Annotated in this window: 22 protein-coding genes and 1 tRNA gene; 10 read left to right on the forward strand and 13 right to left on the reverse strand. The window is 52.4% G+C overall.

What is annotated here, in order from left to right:
• Positions 1-38: 38 nt before the first annotated feature.
• Together ACT3RU_RS15705 and ACT3RU_RS15710 are read right to left on the reverse strand one after the other, a co-directional pair.
• A tRNA-Ser gene (locus ACT3RU_RS15705) sits at positions 39-129 on the reverse strand.
• A 58-nt stretch (positions 130-187) separates the two neighbouring features.
• On the reverse strand, positions 188-1,894 hold the full coding sequence (locus ACT3RU_RS15710; protein WP_192527058.1) for a potassium/proton antiporter: 1,707 nt from the start codon (positions 1,892-1,894) through the stop codon (positions 188-190).
• Positions 1,895-2,196: 302 nt separating this feature from the next.
• Between ACT3RU_RS15710 and ACT3RU_RS15715 the strand changes: the two genes are divergently transcribed.
• Positions 2,197-3,174: an ABC transporter substrate-binding protein gene (locus ACT3RU_RS15715; protein WP_225733742.1), complete on the forward strand. Its 978-nt coding sequence runs from the start codon at positions 2,197-2,199 to the stop codon at positions 3,172-3,174.
• Between the two features lie 86 nt (positions 3,175-3,260).
• Here the strand turns inward: ACT3RU_RS15715 and ACT3RU_RS15720 are convergent, their stop codons facing one another.
• The 3 genes from ACT3RU_RS15720 to ACT3RU_RS15730 form a co-directional block, all read right to left on the reverse strand.
• Complete coding sequence (locus ACT3RU_RS15720) at positions 3,261-4,067, reverse strand: alpha/beta fold hydrolase (RefSeq protein WP_192527060.1); 807 nt, start codon at positions 4,065-4,067, stop codon at positions 3,261-3,263.
• 81 nt (positions 4,068-4,148) lie between these two features.
• Positions 4,149-4,817 carry a 7-cyano-7-deazaguanine/7-aminomethyl-7-deazaguanine transporter gene (locus ACT3RU_RS15725; protein ID WP_087111364.1) on the reverse strand — a complete coding sequence of 223 codons (669 nt, stop codon included), beginning with the start codon at positions 4,815-4,817 and terminating at the stop codon, positions 4,149-4,151.
• Between the two features lie 137 nt (positions 4,818-4,954).
• Complete coding sequence (locus ACT3RU_RS15730; protein WP_192527061.1) at positions 4,955-6,868, reverse strand: propionyl-CoA synthetase; 1,914 nt, start codon at positions 6,866-6,868, stop codon at positions 4,955-4,957.
• Between the two features lie 299 nt (positions 6,869-7,167).
• Between ACT3RU_RS15730 and ACT3RU_RS15735 the strand changes: the two genes are divergently transcribed.
• On the forward strand, positions 7,168-7,488 hold the full coding sequence (locus ACT3RU_RS15735) for an ArsR/SmtB family transcription factor (RefSeq protein WP_087111368.1): 321 nt from the start codon (positions 7,168-7,170) through the stop codon (positions 7,486-7,488).
• Between the two features lie 23 nt (positions 7,489-7,511).
• Here ACT3RU_RS15735 and sohB read toward each other — a convergent pair whose 3' ends face one another.
• Complete coding sequence (sohB, locus tag ACT3RU_RS15740; protein ID WP_192527062.1) at positions 7,512-8,555, reverse strand: protease SohB; 1,044 nt, start codon at positions 8,553-8,555, stop codon at positions 7,512-7,514.
• 146 nt (positions 8,556-8,701) lie between these two features.
• Between sohB and ACT3RU_RS15745 the strand changes: the two genes are divergently transcribed.
• Entirely contained in the window at positions 8,702-9,010 is a 309-nt protein-coding gene (locus ACT3RU_RS15745) for an SCP2 sterol-binding domain-containing protein (protein WP_172118767.1), read from the forward strand.
• A gap of 39 nt (positions 9,011-9,049) precedes the next feature.
• Here ACT3RU_RS15745 and nudC read toward each other — a convergent pair whose 3' ends face one another.
• From nudC to ACT3RU_RS15765, 4 genes are read right to left on the reverse strand one after another with little or no spacing between them, the layout of a single operon-like run.
• Positions 9,050-9,832 carry an NAD(+) diphosphatase gene (gene nudC / locus ACT3RU_RS15750; RefSeq protein ID WP_192527063.1) on the reverse strand — a complete coding sequence of 261 codons (783 nt, stop codon included), beginning with the start codon at positions 9,830-9,832 and terminating at the stop codon, positions 9,050-9,052.
• Positions 9,825-10,562, reverse strand: coding sequence for a DNA polymerase III subunit epsilon (dnaQ, locus tag ACT3RU_RS15755; RefSeq protein ID WP_172118769.1), 738 nt, complete (start codon positions 10,560-10,562; stop codon positions 9,825-9,827). The genes nudC and dnaQ overlap by 8 nt, the downstream gene beginning before the upstream one ends.
• Positions 10,562-11,041, reverse strand: a complete 480-nt coding sequence (gene rnhA / locus ACT3RU_RS15760) for a ribonuclease HI (protein ID WP_412767827.1) — start codon at positions 11,039-11,041, stop codon at positions 10,562-10,564. Before rnhA ends, dnaQ begins: the two co-directional genes overlap by 1 nt.
• Before the next feature lie 22 nt (positions 11,042-11,063).
• Complete coding sequence (locus ACT3RU_RS15765; RefSeq protein WP_087111380.1) at positions 11,064-11,840, reverse strand: class I SAM-dependent methyltransferase; 777 nt, start codon at positions 11,838-11,840, stop codon at positions 11,064-11,066.
• Between the two features lie 111 nt (positions 11,841-11,951).
• Between ACT3RU_RS15765 and gloB the strand changes: the two genes are divergently transcribed.
• From gloB to ACT3RU_RS15795, 6 genes are all read left to right on the forward strand, one after another.
• Positions 11,952-12,719, forward strand: a complete 768-nt coding sequence (gene gloB / locus ACT3RU_RS15770) for a hydroxyacylglutathione hydrolase (protein ID WP_192527065.1) — start codon at positions 11,952-11,954, stop codon at positions 12,717-12,719.
• 30 nt (positions 12,720-12,749) lie between these two features.
• Positions 12,750-13,961, forward strand: a complete 1,212-nt coding sequence (locus ACT3RU_RS15775; protein WP_192527066.1) for a transglycosylase SLT domain-containing protein — start codon at positions 12,750-12,752, stop codon at positions 13,959-13,961.
• A gap of 138 nt (positions 13,962-14,099) precedes the next feature.
• A complete protein-coding gene (locus ACT3RU_RS15780; protein WP_412767829.1) occupies positions 14,100-15,920 on the forward strand; it encodes an extracellular solute-binding protein in 1,821 nt (606 codons plus the stop codon).
• 32 nt (positions 15,921-15,952) lie between these two features.
• Positions 15,953-17,026, forward strand: coding sequence for a microcin C ABC transporter permease YejB (locus ACT3RU_RS15785; RefSeq protein WP_087111388.1), 1,074 nt, complete (start codon positions 15,953-15,955; stop codon positions 17,024-17,026).
• A gap of 2 nt (positions 17,027-17,028) precedes the next feature.
• On the forward strand, positions 17,029-18,102 hold the full coding sequence (locus ACT3RU_RS15790) for an ABC transporter permease (RefSeq protein WP_192527068.1): 1,074 nt from the start codon (positions 17,029-17,031) through the stop codon (positions 18,100-18,102).
• Positions 18,095-19,687: an ABC transporter ATP-binding protein gene (locus ACT3RU_RS15795; protein WP_263974281.1), complete on the forward strand. Its 1,593-nt coding sequence runs from the start codon at positions 18,095-18,097 to the stop codon at positions 19,685-19,687. The genes ACT3RU_RS15790 and ACT3RU_RS15795 overlap by 8 nt, the downstream gene beginning before the upstream one ends.
• A 134-nt stretch (positions 19,688-19,821) precedes the next feature.
• Here the strand turns inward: ACT3RU_RS15795 and ACT3RU_RS15800 are convergent, their stop codons facing one another.
• Positions 19,822-20,526, reverse strand: a complete 705-nt coding sequence (locus tag ACT3RU_RS15800) for a pseudouridine synthase (RefSeq protein WP_192527070.1) — start codon at positions 20,524-20,526, stop codon at positions 19,822-19,824.
• A complete protein-coding gene (locus ACT3RU_RS15805) occupies positions 20,526-21,341 on the reverse strand; it encodes an amidohydrolase (protein ID WP_087111396.1) in 816 nt (271 codons plus the stop codon). The genes ACT3RU_RS15800 and ACT3RU_RS15805 overlap by 1 nt, the downstream gene beginning before the upstream one ends.
• A gap of 71 nt (positions 21,342-21,412) precedes the next feature.
• Here ACT3RU_RS15805 and rarD point away from each other — a divergent pair, with 71 nt between their 5' ends.
• A complete protein-coding gene (gene rarD / locus ACT3RU_RS15810) occupies positions 21,413-22,321 on the forward strand; it encodes an EamA family transporter RarD (protein WP_192527071.1) in 909 nt (302 codons plus the stop codon).
• On the opposite strand, the gene ACT3RU_RS15815 is transcribed toward rarD, so the two are convergent.
• On the reverse strand, positions 22,292-23,947 hold the full coding sequence (locus tag ACT3RU_RS15815; protein WP_192527072.1) for a methyl-accepting chemotaxis protein: 1,656 nt from the start codon (positions 23,945-23,947) through the stop codon (positions 22,292-22,294). The genes rarD and ACT3RU_RS15815 overlap by 30 nt on opposite strands.
• Positions 23,948-24,060: the final 113 nt, after the last annotated feature.

Here is a 24,060-nt window from a genome sequence, read left to right on the forward strand (position 1 = left end):
GAAAAAAGCCCCGTAAAAACGGGGCTTTAGAATCGAGGTGGCGGAGGGATAGGGATTCGAACCCTAGATAGGCTATTAACCTATGCCGGTTTTCAAGACCGGTGCATTCAACCGCTCTGCCATCCCTCCGGCTTATGGGTGCGTATAATAGCAGTATTCCCTTGGAAGTCAACACCTTCTAGCCCAATTAATACAATCGCAGGCCTACACGGGTAATCGTGCCTTTTTCCATTTCGCTGACGACCCAGTGAATACCATGCCAATCCACATCATCACCCACTACAGGATGCCCACCCACGCGCAGTGCGACGAACTCGGCAAGGGTCATACTATGCTCACCCGGGCTTAGCGTTAAGCCATATGCTTGAGCAACGTCCTGCATGAGTGCGTCGCCCTCTAGCGTGAAGGTACCGAAGAACGCACGCTCATGCTTGAGGCCAGCATCACCATTGAATAAGCGGTTTAGCGCGGAAAGATCTTCTGTGCGTCCTATCACACAGATGACATCCTCTAATTTTAGCCGTGTGCTGCCCTTGGGATGAAGCATGGTGTGATTACGAAACAGCGCTGAAATCAGCGCACCCGATGGGAAGCGTAACAGCCGAATGGGCACATCTTCGAGGTCCCGGTTTTCGACAACATAAACAAACATCTCAAAGTCGTTATCTGGCAAAATCCCCAGCGGTCCACGGCGGTTAGGCGTTGTACCTACCGGCACTTCTACTTTTAATAATCGGGCTGCCAGCGTGAGCGAGCCGCCTTGTATCAATAGGGACAACAACACAACCGCAAAGGCGACGTTAAAGTAAAGCGACGCATTTTCAACCCCTCCAATGACGGGGAAAATAGCCAGCACGATGGGCACTGCCCCTCTTAACCCTACCCAAGCGATAAAAAAAGTTTCACGCCAGCGAAATTTAAAGAATGGCTTAATGGTAATTAGTACCGCCAAAGGGCGAGCAATAAAGATAAGCGCCAACGCTACCAAACTTGCAGGCAACGCAACATTCCATAGCTCACTGGGTGTAACAAGAAGTCCAAGGACAAGAAAGAGACCAATCTGGCTTAACCACGCCAGGCCATCGTGCACAGGAAGAATAAAGTTAAGATGGCGGCCAGGCTGGTTACCGATCATCAGGCCTGCCAGGTAAATCGCCAAAAAGCCGCTGCCTCCCAGCACACTGGTAAGCCCAAAAACGCTAAAGCCCAGCGCCAATGCCAGCATGGCATAAAGGCCGGGCGCTAAATCGAGCGAGCGGAGCAGCTTGGCACTTAACCAACCACCACCAATGCCGACAATCAAGCCAATACCAAATTGGGAAACAAAGAAGGTAAGGGTTTCAAATACCCCTCCCATATCACCAACCAAAAGCTCTACCAGCATTAAGGTCAGAAAGATCGCCATGGGGTCGTTGGTACCCGATTCGATCTCAAGCGTTGCACCTACCCGCTCGTTGAGATTCACGCCACGACCACTGAGCATGGAGAAAACGGCGGCAGCATCGGTAGAGCCCACAATAGCGCCCACCAACAACCCTTGCACCAGCGTTAAATCAAACACCCACATAGCGATCATGCCCACGACCGCACTGGTGATAAAAACCCCGAAAGTCGCCAGCGAAAGTGCCGGCTTAAAACCTACCCGGAATGTTTTAAGGCGCGTACGTAAACCGCCATCAAGCAGTATCATGGCCAGTGCCAAGTGGCCAATTGTAAACGCCATTGAGTAGTCGTCAAAGGCAACGCCAAGAACGCCTTCCTCCCCTGCCAGCATACCTAGTCCCAGGAAGATGAGCAGAAGTGGCACACCAACCATTGACGAGAGTCGGCTCGCCAAAATGCTCAGTGCCATTAGAGAACCACCAATTAAAAAGAAGGTGTAAATTCCGTCCATGTCTCTCCGTCTCTACATCAATGCCACACTATTATTGCATGCTACCGTTACATTTACTGTGCGAACTCAGGAGGCCAACGCGTTCAAGGCTAGTCACGCACCGTTTGTCAGGGATAAACTCCGCCATCTCGATATCAGGAGTTATGATTATGTCACGTTGCCTTTCTGGTTATAGGCACTTACGTTTTTTGATAGTGATTTTTTGTTTATTTTTCGCATATTCATTAGCTTATGCAGAACAAGACACACCGAAGAAGGATCAGACACCGCTTTCTCTTGAAAGTGACATTATGATTCCTGACATGCTGTGGCCATCAGTTGACAGTGATGTTGTTGATGAAGTGCCCACTACGGCACTGGCACCTCCGGCTCCGCTTGAGCCGCCGCCATTGAAAAGCGTACGTTTAATGCTGGACTGGTATCTTAGCCCTCAGCATGCGGCCTTGGTCATTGCACAAACGAGAGACCTATTTAGCGCACAGGGGCTGGAAGTGGAGCTTCAAACACCGGCGGACCCTGCGATCGCCATAAAGCTGCTGACAGCGGGAGAAGTGGATTTAGCGTTAACGCGCCAGCCATTGCTGCATCTACTTGCCCACGAAGATGCTCCCATCACGCGCATTGCGACATTGATTGAAACGCCGCTTAACGCCGTCATTGTCACTGGCGACGCTCAACCGGAAAATGCGACGCACCTAGCCGGGCTTCATTATGGCTACAACACCCGAGAAGGTGCCAACTTGCTGGTTCCCAAGCTCGTGCCGCGCTCCGTACGCCAAACCGATGCATTTTTAGAACCTCAAAGCGTTCATTTTAATGTGGTCAATGCGTTTACTGAAGAGAGCGTAGATGCCATTGCCGATGGCTTTTATCATTTCCTGCCTGAGCAATTAGCCTCAAACGGTATAGCCACCCATACCGTGCGCTATAGCGAGCTGGGCATTCCTCGCCATGATGGGCTAATTGTAGTGGCCAATAGCAACTCATTAGTCAAAAAAGCCGATACGTGGTCACGTTTTTTGGTGGCGCTAGAAGAAGCCAGCAACTGGATGGTGGAAAATCCGGAGTCCGCTTGGGAAACGCTGATTGGTGCTCACCCCATTCTTGATAACGCAACCAATGCCAACGCTTGGCCGGATATTCTGCGCCGGATCGCATTAAGCCCTGCTACCTTGAACGCACGCCGTTATGCAACGTTTGAAACGTATCTTTTACAGCAAGGGCTAATAGACGCTGAACTGCCCACATCGCGTTTGGCCATTGACCCTTACACTCTTTAATCCGGGAGCGCTTATTGTTCAGGAGAAACTCGTAGCGGGGGCTTATCATTAAGACCTGTTAAGTGCAGGCACTATTTTCAAGCAGCCTAGCGCTCATGGTGTTCCAAAAAAGCCTCAACGGCTTGCTGAAACGCCTCAGGCTGCTCCGCGTGAAGCCAGTGACCCGCATTTTTAAGCGTTACTACGCGCGCCTGGGGCATCATTTCACGCAAGGCAGGCAGCATATCGTCCGTCACATAGTGCGACTGGGCGCCGCGAAGCACGAGCGTCGGGCCTTCATAAGGGGCCTCTCCAGCAGGCAGGTCAATAATATCGTCATACCCTCGCTGAATCTCATCCAGCCCAATACGCAGTCCCAACTCGCTCTCTTCGGTACGCGCTAAATTGGTCGCCAGAAACAGGCGTGTAGATCGCGAATCAACGTGTTCAGCCAGCAGCTCATCGGCTTCACGACGATTTTTTGGTCGACCTTCTCTAACACGCTTAAGGGCCGCAAAAATATCATCATGGCCATGCTGATAAACGACCGGGGCGATATCGCCTATTGTCAACGTCACTACGCGCTGGGGCGCCAGCCTTGCAAGGCTGATAGCAACTTTACCGCCCATGGAGTGGCCAAGCACATGCGCCTGAGTAATAGAGAGACTATCGAGCAGTGCAATGACGTCCTGGGCCATCGTGGCATAACGCATATCATCGCTATGCGGTGAACGACCATGGTTACGTAAATCCACGGCAATGACGCGGCGCGAACGCTGCCAGACTTTCAAATGGGAGCGCCAGTTGTCGGCACTACCCATTAAGCCATGAATCACCACAAGCGGTGTCGCATCGGGAGCTGCTTCACTCTCCATTTCAAGATAGTGAAGATCCACCGTGGCAGCATCAGTCATGTAAACTCCCTAAGCGTTGATTAATCAGGTGATTGTCAACAAGGCCGTCATTGTTAAGCAACAACGATTAGCCGTACATTATTAAACCGTATGCGGAGACAGGTCGGTATGCCCCGTCCAAACCACCAAGCGACGCGTCAACCAGGCAAGCAGCAAGCCGTACAAAGGTAAAAAGAACAGCAGGCTGATGGCGAGCTTTATGGCATAGTCCACCGCGGCAATTTCTAACCAGTTTGCGGCCATAAAGGCGTCAGGGCTGTTATAGAATGCGGTTGAGAAGAACGCGTAAGTGTCAGCAAGATTGCCAAGCACCGTCGAGCATACCGGCGCTACCCACCAGGCCAATTGGCGCAAGCGATCAAATACTTGCACGTCCAGTAACTGCCCTATGACGTATGCAAGAAAGCTTGCCAACGCAATGCGCGCCACAAACACATTCCACTCGCCAAGTGCTTCAAACCCGGCAAAACTGCCTCGCGGAAAGACGACCGAAACAACATACGACACGACCAGAGCGGGCAGCATCACACGCAAGATAATGGCGCGTGCAGCATTTTTGCCGAAAAGGCGGACCGTTAAGTCAGTGGCCAGAAAGATAAACGGAAAACTAAACGCTCCCCAGGTGGTATGGAACCCAAAGAGCGTAAACGGCAGTTGAACAAGGTAGTTACTGGCAGCAATAATACCGATATGGAAGGCGACCATTACCACGAGGCAACGGCGGTACTGCGTATCACTTAGTGCAAACATGCAAAATGACCTTTTTTTACAAGCCAAGAGGGGTTAGGGAACCCTCATAAGAAAGCGCATAGCGCTGCTGGCCGCGCATTATACGCGTTCTTAACTGCATTAAAAGTCGCCACCCTGCTTATCAGTGCTTAATTGACTCAATCAAGCGCCGTTGCTTTATCAGCATCACCGATGGCGCGTTCACACATCGCGATACGCACATCCTCCAGGCTTGCCGGATCATCAATGGTGGAGGGAATCCCAAACGCCTTCCCATCTGCAATCGTGCGCAATAGCTTTCGCAATATTTTTCCAGAGCGGGTTTTCGGCAAACGGTTGACCACCAGCACCTGCTTAAAACATGCGATAGGACCAATATACTCACGGACACGCGCGATCAGCTCATTTTCAAGCGCCATTTCATCGCCGTTAAATCCATCCTTGGGAATCACCAGGCCAAGGGGGATTTGCCCTTTCAGCATATCGTGGATGCCAATCACCGCACATTCAGCCACCGCAGGGTGCGCCCCCACCACCTCCTCCATTTCTCCGGTGGAGAGCCGATGCCCTGCCACATTGATCACGTCATCGGTGCGTCCCATAATGAACAGGTAACCTTCTTTATCGAAGTAGCCGCCGTCGCCGGTTAAGTAGTAACCCGGAAACGCCGCCATATAAGCGCTATGAAAACGCTGGGGGTCACGCCAAATGCCCACCAGGCACCCAGGCGGCATCGGTTGCTTGATAACCACACTCCCCTGCTCCATGGGTGCTGCGGGTTCGCCGTCGCGGCCTAACACCTGTACATTAAACCCGGGCACCGGCAAGGTCGCCGACCCCGCTTTAATAGGCATGGTTGCCAGGCCTGGTTGGTTAGCAGCAATCGGCCAGCCTGTCTCGGTTTGCCACCAGTGATCAATCACCGGCACATCCAGCAGATCATCCAGCCAATGAAATGTAGGCGGGTCAAGTCGTTCACCCGCTACAAACACGTGCTTCAAGCTACTGATATCGTACCGGGAAAACAGCGCGGCATCCGGGTCCGCTTTTTTAATTGCCCGAAAAGCCGTGGGCGCAGTAAAGAAGCTTTTGACGTTGTATTCCTCAATAACGCGCCAGAAGCTACCCGCGTCGGGTGTATTTACCGGTTTGCCTTCATAAACAACGCTGGTACAGCCTCGCAGTAGCGGGGCGTAAACGATATAGGAGTGGCCTACCACCCACCCCACATCTGAGGCAGTAAAAAATACGTCGCCAGGCTCCAGGGCGTAAATTGCCTCCATCGAGTATTCAAGCGCAACCGCATAACCGCCAGTATCTCGTACCACACCTTTAGGTTTTCCCGTAGTGCCTGAGGTGTACAAGATATACAGAGCGTCGGTCCCTTTTACGGGAACACATTCAGCAAAGGCGGCGCTGGCCACTAAATCCTTCCAGTTATAATCACGTTCGCCCAAGGTTGCCGGTGCTATGTCACGCTGATAAATCACACAGGCATTCGGCTGGTGAGCACTTAATGCCAGCGCCTGGTCAATGATTGGCTTATAGGGAATGACCTTATCCACCTCAACACCACAGGAAGCAGCAACCACAACGCAGGGTTCAGCATCCTCGATCCTTGCCGCAAGCTCGTGAGGCGCAAAACCGCCAAAAACGACGGAGTGGACGGCCCCAAGCCGTGCACAGGCGTACATCGCGACCAAGGCTTCAGGGATCATGGGCATATAAATCACCACTCGATCCCCTTTTTTTACGCCAAGTGCCGAAAGCGCGCCGGCAAAGTAGGCTACCTGGTCACGCAGTTGCCGGTAGGTTAACGTTGCCTTGGCATGCGTTACGGGTGAATCCCAGTAAAGAGCGGGCTGATCCGCTCGGCCCTGCTCAACATGGTGGTCGAGCGCGGCATAGCAGATGTTGATCTCACCGTCGCTAAACCAGTGAGCATGCTGCTGGTCATCATAGGAAAGAATCCGTGTGGGTGGCGTAAACCAGGGCAGGCGTTTGGCCTGCTCAGCCCAGAAGTGTTCGGGCTGACTGTTCGCTTGCAGGTAGGCTTCTTGGTAGCGGCTCATAATGACCCTGTCTTTATTGTATTATCGAAGCAACACTGAATAGCTTCTACTTTATAAAGTAATTGCCGTACTCACCCTCATACTATCGGCTAAAGACGGACAATGGGCCAGGGAAGACGTTAAAGAGCCAGCGTTATCATTGATTAACCGTTAAATGAAGATTTGGACAAAACTCACTAAATTACCGATTATTAAATTAATCATCGTTGCACTGCGGCGATGGCATAACAATTGATAAAAATGCATGTATAAACACTAAAAATGACCGCTTCCCGTCCAGTGTAGGCAAGGAGATTATGATGTCTGCGTCCTCAAGCGCCGCTGCATGTCTGCTCGAAAATAACTGCCAAAATCTTGTATCAGCTACGAATTTATTAAAAGCCTTGGCGAATGAAAAACGACTACAAATACTCTGCTTACTGGCCGAGGAGGAGCTTTCGGTCACGCAGATTAATCAGCAGCTTTCACTGAGCCAATCGGCGCTTTCGCAACATCTGGCTATTTTACGCAGGGATGAGCTGGTCAATACACGACGTGAGTCACAAACCATTTATTACTCCTTGCGTAGCGACAGCGCCAAGGCAATTTTAGACACCCTGGCGCAGCACTATACAACGTAAGAAAACGCACTGTTTTTTAGAGACTACCGACGCTGCCAGCCGGAGGCCTCCAGCATGCTGAGAGCCTTTAGCGCGGCGTTTTCTACACCCGCCGAGACCGCCAAGCCTATTTTGCGGCTAATAGTTTTCGGCGCTTCAAGGCGCACATGGTATACATTGGCGTCTACCATTCGTTCAACCAGATAAGCCTCACTGGTGCCCAGGCTATCGATCAACTGATTGGAAACTGCTTCGCTGCCGTACCAAATCTCCCCTGTTGCCAAGGTATCGATATCCATTTCAGGGCGATGACTACTAACGTAGTCCTTAAACAGGCGATGAGTATTTTCCAGATTTTCTACAAATTTTTCACGACCTTCTTGAGTGTTCTCGCCAATCACCGTTAGCGTGCGCTTGTACTTACCCGCCGTAAGTAGCTCAACGTCAATATCATGACGTTTAAGAAGTCGGTGAATGTTCGGCACCTGAGCGACCACACCAATTGAGCCGATTACCGCAAACGGCGCAGCTTTAATATGCTGAGCCGTACAGGCCATCATATATCCGCCGCTGGCCGCCACCTTATCGATACACACGGTGGTAGTAAGACCCGCGCTTTGCAGCCTGTCCAGTTGTGCGGCAGCCAATCCATAGGCATGCACAAGCCCACCGGCAGACTCCAGGCGTACCACTACTTCGTCATTGGGCTCAGCGACATCAATAATGGCCGATACTTCCTGAGCAAAAAGCTCCGTTTGAGAAGCTTTGATATCGCCGTGGAAATCCAGCACCCATACTCTGTTTTTTGATGGAGTGGCATCTTTGCTTTTCGCTGTTTTTTGACGACTCTTGTCTTCCTGGCGAAACCCCTTAAGCATCTTTTTGCGCGCGCCCTGCTCAGTGGCAGCCATACGAAGACGGCGCTTACGCGACTGGCGCTGCTCATTGAGTGGCTCAATATGCAACCGAAGATCACTTTCTTGAGCCGCTTTGCTGCGCAAGATCAGCAAGGCGACGCCTCCCAGCAACCCAAAAACAATCGTCGCTTGCACCAAAAAGGTGCCCATCTCTGCTATCCATTCACTCACGTATACGCTCCTGCCGAGGTTTAGCACTATCGTTCAATATCCGTTCACACGGCTTGAACTAAACGATTGTTTAAAATACTCTCATTCACATTCATCGGGTCATTGATGACCCATTTATATATTTTACCGCCTATGGAGAGATAGTTATGTCAAACAGCACGCTTGATAAGTTGAAAGCACGATTTAATCCGGATGCGGCTGAGGGTATGGACGAGGTATTTCAATTTCACTTTGAAGATGCGGGTGATCACTACCTTGTTATCAAGGATCGCGCTCTGGATGTTCAAGAAGGCGAACATGACGACCCTTCGGTCAGTTTGAGCATGGGCACAGATACCCTCAAAGGTATTATGACCGGTGATATCAATGGCATGACCGCCTTTATGACTGGCAAGTTAAAAGCAACCGGCAACGTAATGCTGGCCACCAAACTCACCAGCCTGTTTCCCAACTAAACGCTCGCTGTGAACTTTTTAAGCAAGGGTGTTAGTGGCTTACTCACGCCATTTAGCCAAATGCGTTTCAATCAGTTCACGTGATATGGAGTACGGCGGCGGCAACGAGGGTAGTTGCCGCGGCGAAAACCAGGCCGCATCGCTAATTTCTACCCCATCGATATTAATACGCCGCGTGGTCGCTTCAGCAAAAAAACCAAACATCAGTGAATGTGGGAATGGCCATGCCTGACTTTGGTAGTAGCGCAGCTTATCAACATGTACACCCACTTCCTCAAACACTTCACGATGGACAGCCTCTTCAGCTGACTCACCCGGCTCAATAAAGCCTGCCAGGGTCGAGTAGCGTCCTGGCGGGAAACGTGGGCTTCGTGCTAACAGCATCGCTTCACCACTGGTGACCAGAGTGATAATACACGGTGAAATGCGTGGATAGTTGCGGTGCCCACACGCATTACAGTGCATGGCGAATTCAGCTTCAAGCCTCGTGGCCGCAGCGCCACAACGTCCGCAAAAACGGTGATTTTCAAGCCATGCGCCAACCTGAAGCGCGGTAGAAATCAAGCTAAACCACCCGCTGGGCAGGTCTGCCATCCATTGGCGCCCATCAATCCAGCCATCACCCGGCTCTTTATCAACCCATAGCGCTACTGGCTCGTCATTCCAATAACACAACGGCTGCATTTGTTCAGTCCAAGGCTGATAAGGCTGAAGCGGCGTCAGCTCCTGGTCGCCCGATAAAGGGGCTGGCGCCAGTTGGCTGCGCGATAGACGAACAACGCGCCCTTCACGTACATGGTGGGGAATCTCACGCCTAAGCATTGTGATCACGTTCCTCAAACCAATTCAGCTTATGTGCTTGGCATTTTGCCTGATGAGCGGCGTGCTCTTGTGCGCTTGGGCGGATGACACGCAACTGTCCAGGTGTAAGCGTTAGCCGCTGAACCGATAGGCCTTCATTTGACGAATCGGCCTGCTGCTCTTCTGAAGACGTGGCAGCATCCAGCGTCAATGCCGTTTGCCCCCCCGTCATGGCCAGATAAACGTCGGCCAGAATCTCGGAGTCGAGCAACGCCCCGTGGAGCACACGGTGGCCGTTATCAATGTCATAACGCTTACACAGGGCATCCAGGCTATTACGCTGACCTGGATGCAGTTCCCGGGCCATTGTGAGCGTATCCAGAACGCGGCAGTGCTCACGCACCGGACCTAATGGCGCTCCACTGCGCTGCTTATTTAACCGGCCAAATTCATGATCCATAAAGCCCACATCGAAGGGGGCATTATGAATAACCAACTCTGCGCCTTCGATAAAAGCCCAAAACTCGTCCGCTATTTGAGCAAACACTGGCTCGTTTGCGACCTTTTCATCATCAATACCGTGAATCGCCACGACTTCTGCGTCGATATGCCGCTCAGGGTTGATGTATTGGTGGTAGGTACGCCCAGTAAAACGGCGATTCACCATTTCAACGGCGCCAATCTCTACAATGCGATGGCCATCCTTGGGGTCGATACCGGTCGTTTCGGTATCCATAATAATTTGGCGCATCACGCTCTCCTCTGCTGGTGCTCATCAATGGCTTCATTGGCGAGCGCATCAGCGCGCTCATTACCTGGATGCCCGCTATGCCCTTTTACCCAGTGCCACTCTACCTTGTGTCGGTGGGTCTCTTCGTGCAGCGCTTTCCACAGCTCGGCGTTTTTGACTGGCTGCTTGGCGGCGGTTTTCCAGCCGCGTTTAACCCAGTTGTGAATCCACTGAGTAATGCCTTGGCGAACATACTGAGAGTCGGTCCATAGTGCGATCTCACACGGCTTATTGAGCGTGCGCAGCGCCATAATGGCGGCCATTAATTCCATCCGGTTATTGGTGGTGTCAGCTTCATAACCTTTTAAGGTCTTTTCATGCTCGCCGCTAGACAGCACCACCCCCCAACCGCCGGGGCCAGGATTTCCCCGGCATGCACCGTCGGTATATATCGTGACCTGCGGTAGCTGCTCGGCCGCTTGATTACTCAATCTTTCCATCCTTTATTAACAGGTATTGGCGCTACGTATCCTGATGAGACTGGTTATGCGCCGGCTTACCTCTGCGTGTAGCACCGAGCGATGAAGAGGAAACAGGGCGTTGTAGCGCAAACTTAATGCGTTTGACGTAAGCCGACTGCTGGCGGCGATGTGCCCGGATCATGTAACTTTCCCCCCAGGGCAAATTATGCCGACGCCCCAGCGCCTCTCGCCCTTCGGGGCAAGACGCATTCAACAAGCCTCTAAAACAGCAATAGTCTACGCGTTCGACCTCAAAATCGACAAATGCTAGCCAGTCACGTAGTCGCCCAAGCTTGTGCCACTGCCCGTTCCAAGGGAATTCGGGCCGGCGTTTACGCCACTGATGTGCCAGGCCCTTAACGCTCAGAGGATTAAAACCAAATAGCACCAGCATTCCGTTGTCAGCCGTCACTCGTGCCGCTTCTTGTAGGGTGTGATGGGGATTTTCCAATTGCTCTAGCCAGTGGTGAATGATCACCACGTCCATACAACGATCAGGTAACGCCAAGCGGTCAGGTGGGCAGACCAACGTTGATGGGCTGGTGGCAAATTCAACCGTTGGAACCCAGCGGACCGCGTGAGGTATCGACGACATGGTCATCAAAGAAGGCCCCATGCCTATCTCCAGGCTATGCCTGCCTGCCCGGCTTTCAACCACGGGCCCCAGGCAAGCACGTTGCACGTCCCAAAGTGATCGACCAGCATCCATTTTCCAGTAGGCTTGGCTATTTACCAAGCGGCTGGTCATCGCCTTATCGGCCGTTGTCGAATTTGACATGGACAGCGCTTCCCTCCAAAGTAACGGCTTTTTAACGCTTTCTATGTGTCTTTTCAACGTATTTATCAGCGTAATGACAGCAGGTTTGCAACCCTTAAAAGGATCTCGCCCATGATGAGCGTGACACCGATTCCCGCCCTTAGCGACAACTATATTTGGCTATTGAGACAAGATACCAGTCAAAGCGTTTGCGTGGTGGACCCCGGTGAGGCCGACCCTGTCATCAAACTGTTAGAGCGTGAATCGCTGACGCTGGACACCATTCTGATTACGCATCATCACCATGATCATACGGGGGGCTTGGCAACGCTCATCAAGCGCTACTCCCCCCATGTCATTGGTCCAGCGAATCCGGATATTCAGGGTATTAATCAGCGTGTCGGTGACGGCGACACCGTGCGTGTGATGGGACGCCAATTTGATGTCATGGCAACCCCCGGACACACGCTTGATCACATTAGCTTTTTTACGCCAGGTATTCCGGCACTACTGTTTTGTGGAGATACGCTGTTTTGTGCAGGCTGTGGCCGCTTATTTGAAGGCACACCCGAACAAATGCATACATCGTTGAACAAACTCGCGGAACTACCTGCCGATACATTGGTCTTTGCTGCTCATGAATACACACAGGCGAATCTTGTATTTGCCCACGCAGCTGACCCAGAGAATGACGATGTGACTTATGCCTTAAGTGAGTGTGAAAAGGCTCGGGCATTAAATCGCCCCACCTTACCCAGCACAATAGGACGCGAGCTAAAAATTAACCCCTACCTGCGCGTCAGTACCCAAAGCGTACGCCAAGCGGCAGGAGAACAGGGAGCTAATGACAACGACCTCGCGACGTTCACCACTCTACGTGAGTGGAAGAACCGATTTTAAGAACGCTCCAGAAACCAAATGAATTAAACTATGACCTATCGAACGATGCGACAGCGCTTGGTATTAAGCGCTGGCAGTACGGTAATTATGGGCTTGTTATTGGCCGCTGCCGCTAACTCACAAGCCTCAGCAATCTCATATAGCCCTTCTAATAGCGATACTTCCTACACAGAGCACACGCCTTCAACGCAGGCGGTTCCAACGTCTTTCCACACTAGTTTCTGGGAAGATCTGGAGCTTCAGCATCAGGATGCCTGGACAGCGCTGCGTCAAACGTTTCAGTGGCAGGAGCTAACACTGCCCCCCAGCGCTCAGGCCCGTGTTGATGAGTGGATCGAATATTATCGCGCCAGCCCCGAAAACATAGCCACGATTACTGAGCGCGCCACGCCATGGCTTGCCTGGATCACTCAACAGGTAAGTGATCGCGGCCTACCCGGCGAAATCGCCTTGATTCCGTTTGTCGAAAGCTCCTTCGACCCCAGTGCGCGTAGCCATCGTGGTGCAGCGGGGCTCTGGCAATTCATGCCCAACACAGGTGATGCGTTGGGTCTGGTTCGTAACGGCAATTATGATGGGCGCCTGGACGTACTCACTTCAACCGCAGCGGCGCTTGATTACCTTGAGATGCAGGCGGATCAGTGGTACGAGGGCGGCATCATGCTTTCGTTGGCGGCTTACAACGCCGGAGCGGGCACCGTTAATCGCGCTCTACACAAGGCACAAAATCAGGGGCTGGCGGGTGACTATTGGGATCTATCGTTACCGCATGAAACCATGCAGTACATTCCCAAACTAAAAGCGATCGCGACCATCATTAATGATCCGGAACGCTTTGATATTAGCCTGCCAGACATTCACATGGATCCGGCCTTTGCCAAAGTAAAACTTGAGCAACCCTTAAGTATTGCTCAAGCCTCACAGCTTTTAGATGTCAGCCAATCAGCGCTAGCGGAGCTAAACCCGGGGCTGCTTAACGGCAGCATCGACCCCCGCAATGTACAAACGCTTTTAGTACCTGAGGAAGCGGATACACAGGTATTAGCTCAGCTTTCGCAAACCACGTCTAGCGAGCTTGCCTCGACACAAGCGCCCAATGTTCATCGTGTTGAACGTGGAGACAATCTATCCGCCATTGCCAGCCGCTACCAGGTTAATCAAAATGACTTGATACGCTGGAATGCGCTTGATCGACCTAATGCTTTACAACCAGGCCAACTCCTGACACTTTCAGGGCAATGAGTTGACAAGATCTGCTCACATGGGACGTAACCAATGCCACGTGGTGTGTTTGTAAAGACGCTGCTAATCGTTAGCTGCTTCATCATGAGTATGTCAGCCTTTGCAGAACCGACAGAGGCTGAACCTCAACCGCAGATCATGGCTGGAAATAGCCTAACGCCTGTAGGTAGCGTCGCAAGCAACAATACCTCTATTCAGACGGTGCACGGGCTGTCACTTTACGATAGCCCTGAGTTACCTGCCGACTTCGCCTACTTCCCTCATGTTAATCCACTGGCTCCCAAGGGCGGCACCATCACCCACACCGCCGTAGGCAGCAGCTTTGATTCCACCAACCCCTTTATCATTCGTGGCACGCCTGCCACCGGTGTAGGCCAGATATACGATACGTTAATGACCAGCAATCCAGGCGAACCCTTCAGCGTGTATGGGTTACTGGCGGAGGCCGTCCGCTTGGACCCTGACCGGGAGTGGATTGAGTTTGACCTCCGCCCCGAAGCACGTTTTCAAGATGGCGAGCCGGTAACTGCGTACGATGTGGTGTTCTCCTTTAACCTGCTGCGTGAAGAGGGTAATCCTTTTTACGCCAGTTACTATGCCGATGTTGATAACGCCATTGCGCTAAATGAACACCAGGTTCGCTTCGAATTTAGCAGTACTGAGTCTCGTGAATTACCATTAATCGTCACGCAGTTACCGATCCTCCCCCGCCACTACTGGGAACCCCGTGACTTTACCGCCCCGACACTGGCAGCACACCCAGGCTCCGGCCCTTATCGCATCAGTGACGTCGACCCAGGCCGGCGCATCGTATATCAACGGGACGACGACTACTGGGGTAAAGACCTACCCGTTAATGTCGGCCGCTACAATATTGATCGCGTGGTTTACGACTATTACCGAGACAGGGATATTGCCTGGGAAGCATTCAAGGCGGGTTTAACCGATTTCAGGACCGATGCCCGTGCGGCGACCTGGGCCATTGGCTACGATTTCCCGGCGTATCGCGAAGGATTGGTGAAACGCATCACCGTGCCTGATGTAAATCCTTCGCTCATGCAGGCGTTCGTATTCAACCTTCGTAAGGAGAAGTTCCAGGACCCGCGCGTACGCGAAGCGCTCAGCCTGACGTTCGACTTTCCCTGGCTGAATACCAATATTTTTTATAACGCCTACCAGCGTACCGAAAGCTATTTCCAGAATTCAGAGATGCAAGCTGATGGCCTGCCCTCAGAGGAAGAGCTCGCCCTGCTTGAGCCTTACCGGGAGGAGCTTTTAGCCTCTCATCGCTCTGACCGAATATTTACCGATGCACTCCCTATCGACCAACCGACGGATCTGCGCGAACGCTTACGCCGGGCGCTCGACTTGCTGCACGAAGCGGGCTACCAGGTGGAAGACGGCACACTGGTTCATACTGAAACAGGCAAGCCCCTACAGTTAGAAGTGCTGCTTTATGATGCGAGTCTTGAGCGTGTGGTACAGCCTATGCTGCGCAATATGGCGCGTCTCGGTGTAGAGACCACCATGCGGATAGTGGACATTAACCAATATCTTAATCGCCAGCGTAGTTACGATTACGATATTGTGATCAGCCACTTCCCCCAATCCAATAACCCCGGTAACGAACAGCGCGACTTCTGGAGTAGTGAGGCCGCCAAAGCGCCGCAAAGCCGTAACCGAATGGCGCTCGCTCACCCGGCAGTGGATGCATTAATCGAGGACATTATTAGCGCAGAGAACCGGGAGGAACTGGATACGGCTACGCGCGCGCTCGACCGGGTGCTGCGCTGGGGGTTTTACACCATCCCCCACTATCACTCCGGCGAAGCGCGTATTGCGGTATGGGACAAGTTCGGCTATCAAGAGCCTTTCCCAGAATACGCGATGGATTTAGATGCCTGGTGGGTCGATACCGACCGTGAAGCAGAATTACAGCGCCGCCACCGAGGTCGCTGAAAGGCTAAATAATAACGATTGGAGTGCACTCTGTGGCACGTTACACCCTACGCCGACTGCTACTGATGATACCGACGCTGCTCGGCATCATGCTGCTTAACTTCATGATCGTTCAAGCCGCGCCTGGCGGCCCCATTGATCAGATGCTAGCGCGTTTTGAAGGCGCCAATGCCATGGCCAGCACACGTTTAGACATGGGCGGCGCAGATGTTCAAGTAAGCGATGATTCGCGGGGCTCACGGGGTATTGACCCCCGCTTTATCGAACAGCTGGAACAGCAGTTTGGGTTCGACAAGCCAGCCCATGAACGCTTTATAGGCATGATGACCGATTATCTTACGCTCGACTTCGGGACCAGCTTTTTCCGCGACCGCCCGGTGATCGAGCTGATAATTGAGCGCCTGCCGGTATCCATTTCTCTGGGCTTATGGACCACCCTGTTGGTCTATGTGATTTCCATTCCACTGGGTATTCGTAAAGCCTTGCGCCACGGCTCACGTTTTGATGTGTGGACCTCAGGGCTGGTGGTTGTCGGTTATGCGATACCGGGCTTTCTATTCGCCATCCTGTTGATTGTGCTGTTTGCGGGCGGTACCTATTGGGACTGGTTTCCTCTCAGAGGGCTAACCTCTCCAGATTTTGCGGACCTTTCACTAGGCGGCAAAATAAAAGACTACTTCTGGCATATCACGTTGCCCGTCACGGCGGCCGCTATCGGCAGCTTTGCCACGCTTACCATGCTGACCAAGAACAGCTTTTTAGACGAAATTCATAAGCAATACGTGCTCACTGCTCGCGCCAAAGGGGCTAACGAACAGCGCATTTTGTACGGTCATGTTTTTCGTAACGCCATGCTCATCATTATTGCGGGATTGCCGGCCGCGATGATTGGGATTTTCTTTACCGGCGCCCTGCTGATTGAGGTGATTTTCTCGCTTGATGGGCTGGGCCTTCTAGGATTTGAAGCCGTTATGCAGCGGGATTATCCGGTCATCTTCGGCACCCTATTTTTGTACACGGTCATCGGGCTTGTGCTAAAGCTGATATCCGATTTGACCTACGTGTGGGTGGATCCACGCATCGACTTTGCAACGAGGGAGTCGTGAAAATGAGCGGTTTTACATCACGGCTATCCCCCATTACGCAGCGCCGTTTAGCCGCCTTTAAAGCAAATCGTCGCGCGCGGATATCGCTTTGGTTGTTTGGTGTGCTGTTCATTATTAGCCTGTTTGCCGAGCTGATTGCCAATGACAAGCCGCTTATTCTGAACTACGACGGGCAGTGGTATACACCTTTACTGGTGGATTATCCGGAAACAGATTTCGGGGGCTTTCTTCCCACCCGTACTGACTATTTGGACCCGTTTATTCAACAGCAAATTAGCGACAACGGCTGGGCCATATGGCCGCTTATTCCGTTCTCCTATCAAACGCTGGACATGCAGATGCAACAACCCTCACCAGCTCCCCCGGATAGCCGCCACTGGCTGGGCACGGATGACCAAGGGCGCGATGTGCTGGCCCGCGTTATCTACGGTTTTCGGCTCTCTGTCTTTTTTGCGTTAGTGCTTACGACAGGGTCGCTGGCGTTAGGCGTTCTAGCGGGCGGTGTGCAGGGGTATTTTGGCGGCAAGGTGGACCTTATAGGCCAACGGGTCACTGAAATATGGTCGGGGCTACCGGTACTGTTTTTGCTGATTATTTTAGCAAGCTTCGTGCAACCCGGTTTTTGGTGGCTGCTGGGCATTATGCTGCTCTTTTCATGGCTAGGCCTGGTCGATATTGTGCGGGCCGAGTTTTTACGAGCACGCAATTTGGAATACGTACGCGCAGCAAAAGCCATGGGGTTGCCGTCTCGGCTGATTATGTGGCGCCATGTCCTGCCGAATGCCATGGTGGCTACCCTAACGTTTATCCCCTTTCTGTTTACCGGGGCGATTGGTACGTTAACAGCGCTCGACTTTTTGGGCTTTGGCCTGCCGCCAGGTTCCCCATCCCTGGGGGAGCTTGCCGCTCAGGGTAAAAATAACCTGCACGCGCCATGGCTAGGTATTACCGCCTTCATGACGCTTGCCGTGATGCTCTCCTTGCTTGTCTTTATTGGTGAAGGGCTGCGCGATGCCTTCGACCCACGCCACATTAATCAGCGCCAAACGCCTGCGCAGGACGCCCAACATGCCTAAACCACTACTTCGGCTAACGGATTTCACGATTGCCTTTGATGATAATGTAGTGGTAGATGCGCTTTCATTAACGGTCAATGCAGGCGAAACGCTGGCTATTGTGGGTGAATCCGGCTCGGGCAAGTCCGTTTCAGCACTGGGGGCTATTAACCTTTTACCCCGTAATGCCATGATAAGCGGCGAACGCTGGTTAGAGGATACTGATCTCAATCAACTTGGCGAGCGCGATTGGAACGGCGTGCGTGGCAACCGTGTAGGGTTTGTATTTCAAGAACCCATGACATCACTCAACCCCTTGCACCGTATCAGTAAGCAAATTGGTGAAACCCTGCGCCTGCATCAAGGGTTAAGTGGGCAAGCGGCGCGAGCGCGGGCCAGAGAACTGCTTGAGCAAGTGAAACTGCCCCGCGTTGATGAGCTGTTGGATGCCTGGCCTCATCAACTCTCCGGTGGTCAGCGCCAACGCGTCACGATTGCCATGGCCATTGCCAATAACCCATCACTCTTGATCGCCGATGAGCCAACGACCGCGCTGGATGTCACCGTGCAACAAGACATACTCGGCCTTTTAAAAGAGCTTCGCGATCAGCATGGCATGGGCATGCTGTTTATCAGCCACGACTTGAATCTTGTAAGCCGCTATGCCGAGCGGGTTTGCGTGATGTATCGCGGTAAGATTCAGGAAATGGGGCCGGTTGAAGAGGTTTTTCAAAACCCTAAAAGTGATTACACCAAAGCACTGCTAGCAGCAGAACCTGAAGGCCGCCCGGCAACGCCTGCCAATACGGCGCCCTTATTAACCGCTCGACAGCTAAGCGTTAGTTTTCAGCGCCCCAAAACCGGACTATTTAAACGTCAGCCTCCCCCTTTTGAAGCGCTTAAAGCAACCGACTTGAGTATTTCGCCCGGTGAAACGCTGGGCATTGTCGGCGAGTCAGGCTCCGGTAAAACGACGCTGGCATCCGCGATTATGCGCTTGGTGCAAAGTCAGGGAGACGTTATCTTGGGTGATGCCACCTTGAGCCAGCTTACAGGCAATGCACTACGGCGCCAGCGTCATCGTTTACAAATGGTATTTCAGGACCCATACGGCGCGCTTTCACCGCGCATGCCGGTGTTTGATATTGTGAGTGAGGGGCTACGTTTTCACTATCCCGCACTTTCACTCGATGAAGTTACCCGACGTGTACAAAAAACGCTGCTTGAGGTGGGTTTACCTGAAGGCTGTGCGGCGCGCTATCCCCATGAGTTCTCCGGCGGGCAGCGCCAGCGAATAGCCGTGGCCCGAGCCATTATTTTAGAGCCTGAACTTCTAGTGTTGGACGAGCCGACCTCAGCGCTGGACCGTACCGTGCAAAAGCAGCTTGTGACGCTACTTCGTCAGTTACAGGAACGTCGTCAGCTTAGCTATCTATTTATTAGCCACGACTTAGCCGTAGTACGTGCCATGGCGCACCGTATTATGGTGCTAAAGGATGGTGAAGTGGTCGAACAGGGCCCTTGCCTTGACGTGCTGTCCTCGCCTCAGCATGCATATACTCAATCGCTGATTGCCGCCGCCCATTTGCCACGTTTGTTTGCTTAACGTTTCTTTGAAAAATGTAAGCAGATGGTTCTGATAGTAGGCGTTGTTTAAAGAAGCAAGATAACGGTATAAACCGAGTATTGAATACGCACTTGACCTACTGCCCTTTGGCCAAGTGCGCTTAGCGGCTGAATTTAGAAGCTGTCGATTTCTTCCTGCGTTAACTCGCGCCACTCCCCGGGGCCCAAATCATCCGTTAATACAACATCACCAATAGATTGGCGGTGCAGCGCATTAACATGGTTACCCAACGCGGCAAACATACGCTTAACCTGGTGATAGCGCCCTTCGGTAAGGGTAAGTTCCGCTTGTAGAGGCGTTATAAACCGTAGTAACGCAGGCTGCGTTGGCGTCTCTTCATCATCCAGCAGGATGCCTTGGGCTACCTGATTGATTGCCCACTCCGCATCGCTGCCTTCCATAGGCTCAGCCAAGTCGGCGATATAGACCTTGGCGCAACGATGGCGCGGTGAAGTAACACGATGTGACCACTGGCCATCATCAGTCAGCAGTAAAAGGCCAGTGGTATCAACATCCAGCCGCCCTACTGGCTGAAGACGCTCTGCCTTGGGCAAATCAATCAAATCAATCACCCGTGGATACAGCCCGCGCCTGGCAGTGCACTCAACACCCGTTGGCTTGTGCATGATTAAATAGCGAAGCCCGACCAGCGAAAGCGTTTCGCCGTTGAATTTCACTTCATCCTGCTCGGTATCAATCTGGGTGGCCGACTGCTTAATAGGCTCACCATTAAGCGTGACTTCGCCATTTTTAAGCGCTCGTTTTGCCAAGCTACGCGTTAGCGGTGTTGTTTCACTTAAAAACCGATCAAGGCGCATTATTGGCCCACTCCTGGCAGTAACGAAAAGTGGTCGGCATCTTGCCAGGCTGGAAATTTTTCACGAAAAGCATTTAACTCCGTTTTATCAAGCGTCCCCGTTTCAATAAACGGCGTATTTTCAGGATGGTCGATGAGCGGTTCGCCCTTGAAATCGACCAGCATGGAGTCGCCACTGTAAGCAAGACCTTTGGCATCTTCACCAACGCGATTAACCCCCACGACATACGCAAGGTTTTCCACCGCCCGAGCCTGAAGCAGCGTTCGCCAAGGCTGCCGACGCGGTGCTGGCCAGTTGGCAACACAAAGTAGCGCATCATACTCGAAGTGCTCTTGCGCTGCTGGCTGTTGACGCATCCAAACAGGAAAACGCAGGTCGTAGCAAACGCTTAACAGTAGCTTAAACCCCTTGAGCTCGACTATTTCACGCTGGCTGCCCATGCCATAGCGTTCATGCTCGCCCGCCATACGAAACAAATGGCGTTTATCGTAATGGCGGATATCGCCCTCGGGCGTGGCCCATATCATACGGTTGTAGTACTGCCCGTCATCAACGATGGCCACACTCCCTGTTATGACACAGTTACGCGCTTTAGCTTGCGCCTGCAGCCAGGCAACGCTTTGGCTTTGCGCCATGGGCTGGGCCATTTCGCGCGAGTTCATGGTAAAACCCGTTGCAAACATCTCGGGTAATACGATGAGATCGGTGTCACGGCTATCCAGATCTCCCAGCAAACGGCCCAAATGATCATGGTTGGCCTGCGGGTCTTCCCAGCGCAAATCGCACTGTACCAGGCTCGTTTTTAGCTGACTCATGTCATGTCTCCTTTGCCAGTATGTTTTTGCAATTATGTGGTAGATTAGCATTTTTAAATAATGAGGCTGCTATGCTTTTCCCTCCAGCGCGTGATCCACAGGCCGTCAAAGGCGTCACATTTGGGTTAGCAGCCTATATAATGTGGGGATGTTTCCCGCTTTTTTTCGCGCTGTTTGACGGTATTCCAGCGTTTGAAATTCTTATCCACCGAATAGTATGGTCGTGTGTTTTTCTTGTTGTACTCATCACGATGTTAAGCCGTTGGTCCCCCGTGATAACGGCGTTGAGCCAGCCTCGCCGTTTAGGCCGTGTACTAATTTGCGCTGTGTTAATCGGCTTCAATTGGGGGCTTTATATTTACGCGGTGGAAAGCAACCAGGTCCTGCAAGCAAGCCTTGGTTACTTTTTAACGCCACTTGTTAATGTGGCGTTGGGCATGTTGGTACTGCGTGAAGTGATGGCACGTCTTCAATTAGTGGCGTTAGGGCTTGCAGGTTTGGCCATTGCCATCCAATTTGCGCTGCTGGGTGAGCTGCCCTGGATCAGCCTGATGCTAGCACTCAGCTTTGGTAGCTACGGGCTTTTTCGCAAGCAAGTGCCGCTGGATGGTTTATCGGGACTGTTTGTAGAAACCCTTTTGCTGTTCCCGCTGGCGCTGCTCGCCCTGACATGGCTTAGCTGGCAGGGTAATTCACACTTCATGATTGATGTACCAATGAGTGTTTTACTGGCGGTAAGTGGCGTAATAACCGCTTTGCCGCTGATGGCTTTCGCGGGTGCGGCTCGACGCTTACGGCTCTCGACGTTGGGCTTTTTGATGTACATCAACCCTACGATTCAGTTTATAATCGCTTTAACCATTTTTGGTGAACCGCTAGGTACCATACAGCTCGCGACCTTTATTATGATCTGGTTCGGGCTTGCGCTCTATTCATGGTCCTCTTGGCAATCACGCCCGCACCAGCCCCCTATCCGCTAACGTTTTTTGCCCTGAATGCGATAATGTCAGGGCAGAGCTCGCCTCTTCTGCCCCCTCTGGCTGATAGCCTACCCGGAAACCACCCCAGTGTTTGCCATGGATAAAAATCGGTACCGATAGATCATGCATGATCTCGCCCGTATCGCGTTTATAGGTTTGAAGCAATAATGGGTGTTGATGAGCACCACATCGACTTCCCGTCGCGTCATCAAAAATACGCTTGCTGCGGCAGTACTTTAAATCATGCCCCATATCGCCCGTGGGCTGTCGGCTAACCGCCTCATTGTGAGTAGGCACATAGCCATCACGATTACAGGCAATCGCATAACTCAAGCTATATTCCGTCAGTAGCGGCTCTTGCACGCTTGGTAAATATTGATCGGTGAAGTCATCAAACCCTGTACGATAAAGCGTTGGCCGGGTGCCCGGGAGTGCCTGATAATCTGGCTGAAAAAGGGCTGATTCTACGAGTTCTCCGCGGGAAATGGCCTTTTCCAACAGCTTGCCAATGCGGTTAGCCGTTTGGCGAGCCGCTTTAAATACCTGTTGATGCCGCCCCTGAAGACGCTGCTGAGCCAGCTCACCATCAACCCCTTCAGCCGCTTCCATTAACGAACGGGCTTGTGCAGCCAGATCATGCATATTGCGATTACCTTCATCTACGTCGCTCTCTAACTGACGCAGACTCTCGGCAACGGTCTGGCTATGGGTTTTGGTGCTCTCCATGGCGGTGGCGACACTTGTGATCTCGTGCTGAACCTGATCAAACTGCTGGGTAATGGTGGCCAAACGCTTGCCTACCTGTTGCAACCCCCCGGAGCGCTCTCGAATACGCACCATTATTGCGCCCATCGTAGAGACAACCCCTTGGCCGCTTTGATGCATGTCCTTAACCAGCGTTTCTATATTCTGCGTCGCGGTTGAGGTCTTGAGCGCCAAGCTCCGTACCTCTTCCGCCACCACGGCAAACCCCCGGCCATGCTCACCCGCCCGGGCCGCTTCAATCGACGCATTAAGTGATAACAAATGGGTTTGCTCGGCAATGCCTTCAATCATTTCAGTGACATTGCGCACCCGCTCTATTTTGTCATTAAGTGCGGTCAACATTTCTAACGCCTGATCTGATCGCTCAGCCACATGGCTCATATCGCTGACAATATCCGTCAGCTCGTCATGATTCTGGTGGCTGGCATCGCGGGCGTTTTCTGCCAGTGTGGCCACGTGAGTCGCGCTCGTACTTACTTGCAAAATAGCGGTATTGATTTCATTCATGCTTGATGATGCTTCATGCGCCATCGCCTCCTGCCTGGTAAGACGTTGGTCCATAAGGTCGGCATAGTGAGAGACCTCCGCCGAAGCAATGGCCGTTTTGCTTGCCCGTTTCATTAAGCGATACGCCATCGCACGAAGCGACGCATAATCCTTGAGTGGCTTTGGCCCACGAACAGGCTGGGCAAGACGCTGCTGGTCGGCCATAAAAACACTGAGCAGCGCATTAGCAACCAGCCCTGCCCCCGCTAATGCGGCGCAAATAAGTGCCAGGTATTTAAAGGTACCCGCTTGGGCAACCAACCAAACCGATAATCCGAACAATATCAATGGTGCCAGCACACGAAGTAGACGCATAGAGGGACTCTTTTGTAATTAAGGTTATCGAGCTGCGTTTGTCGGCGTTTTTGTGGACAGCGGTAAGCAAAACGCCAAGAGGCGCCCAATTTTCTTAACGAGCTTAACGGGTT

This window comes from Halomonas sp. TP35 (genome assembly GCF_052375975.1).
Taxonomy (GTDB): Bacteria; Pseudomonadota; Gammaproteobacteria; order Pseudomonadales; family Halomonadaceae; genus Vreelandella; species Vreelandella citrativorans.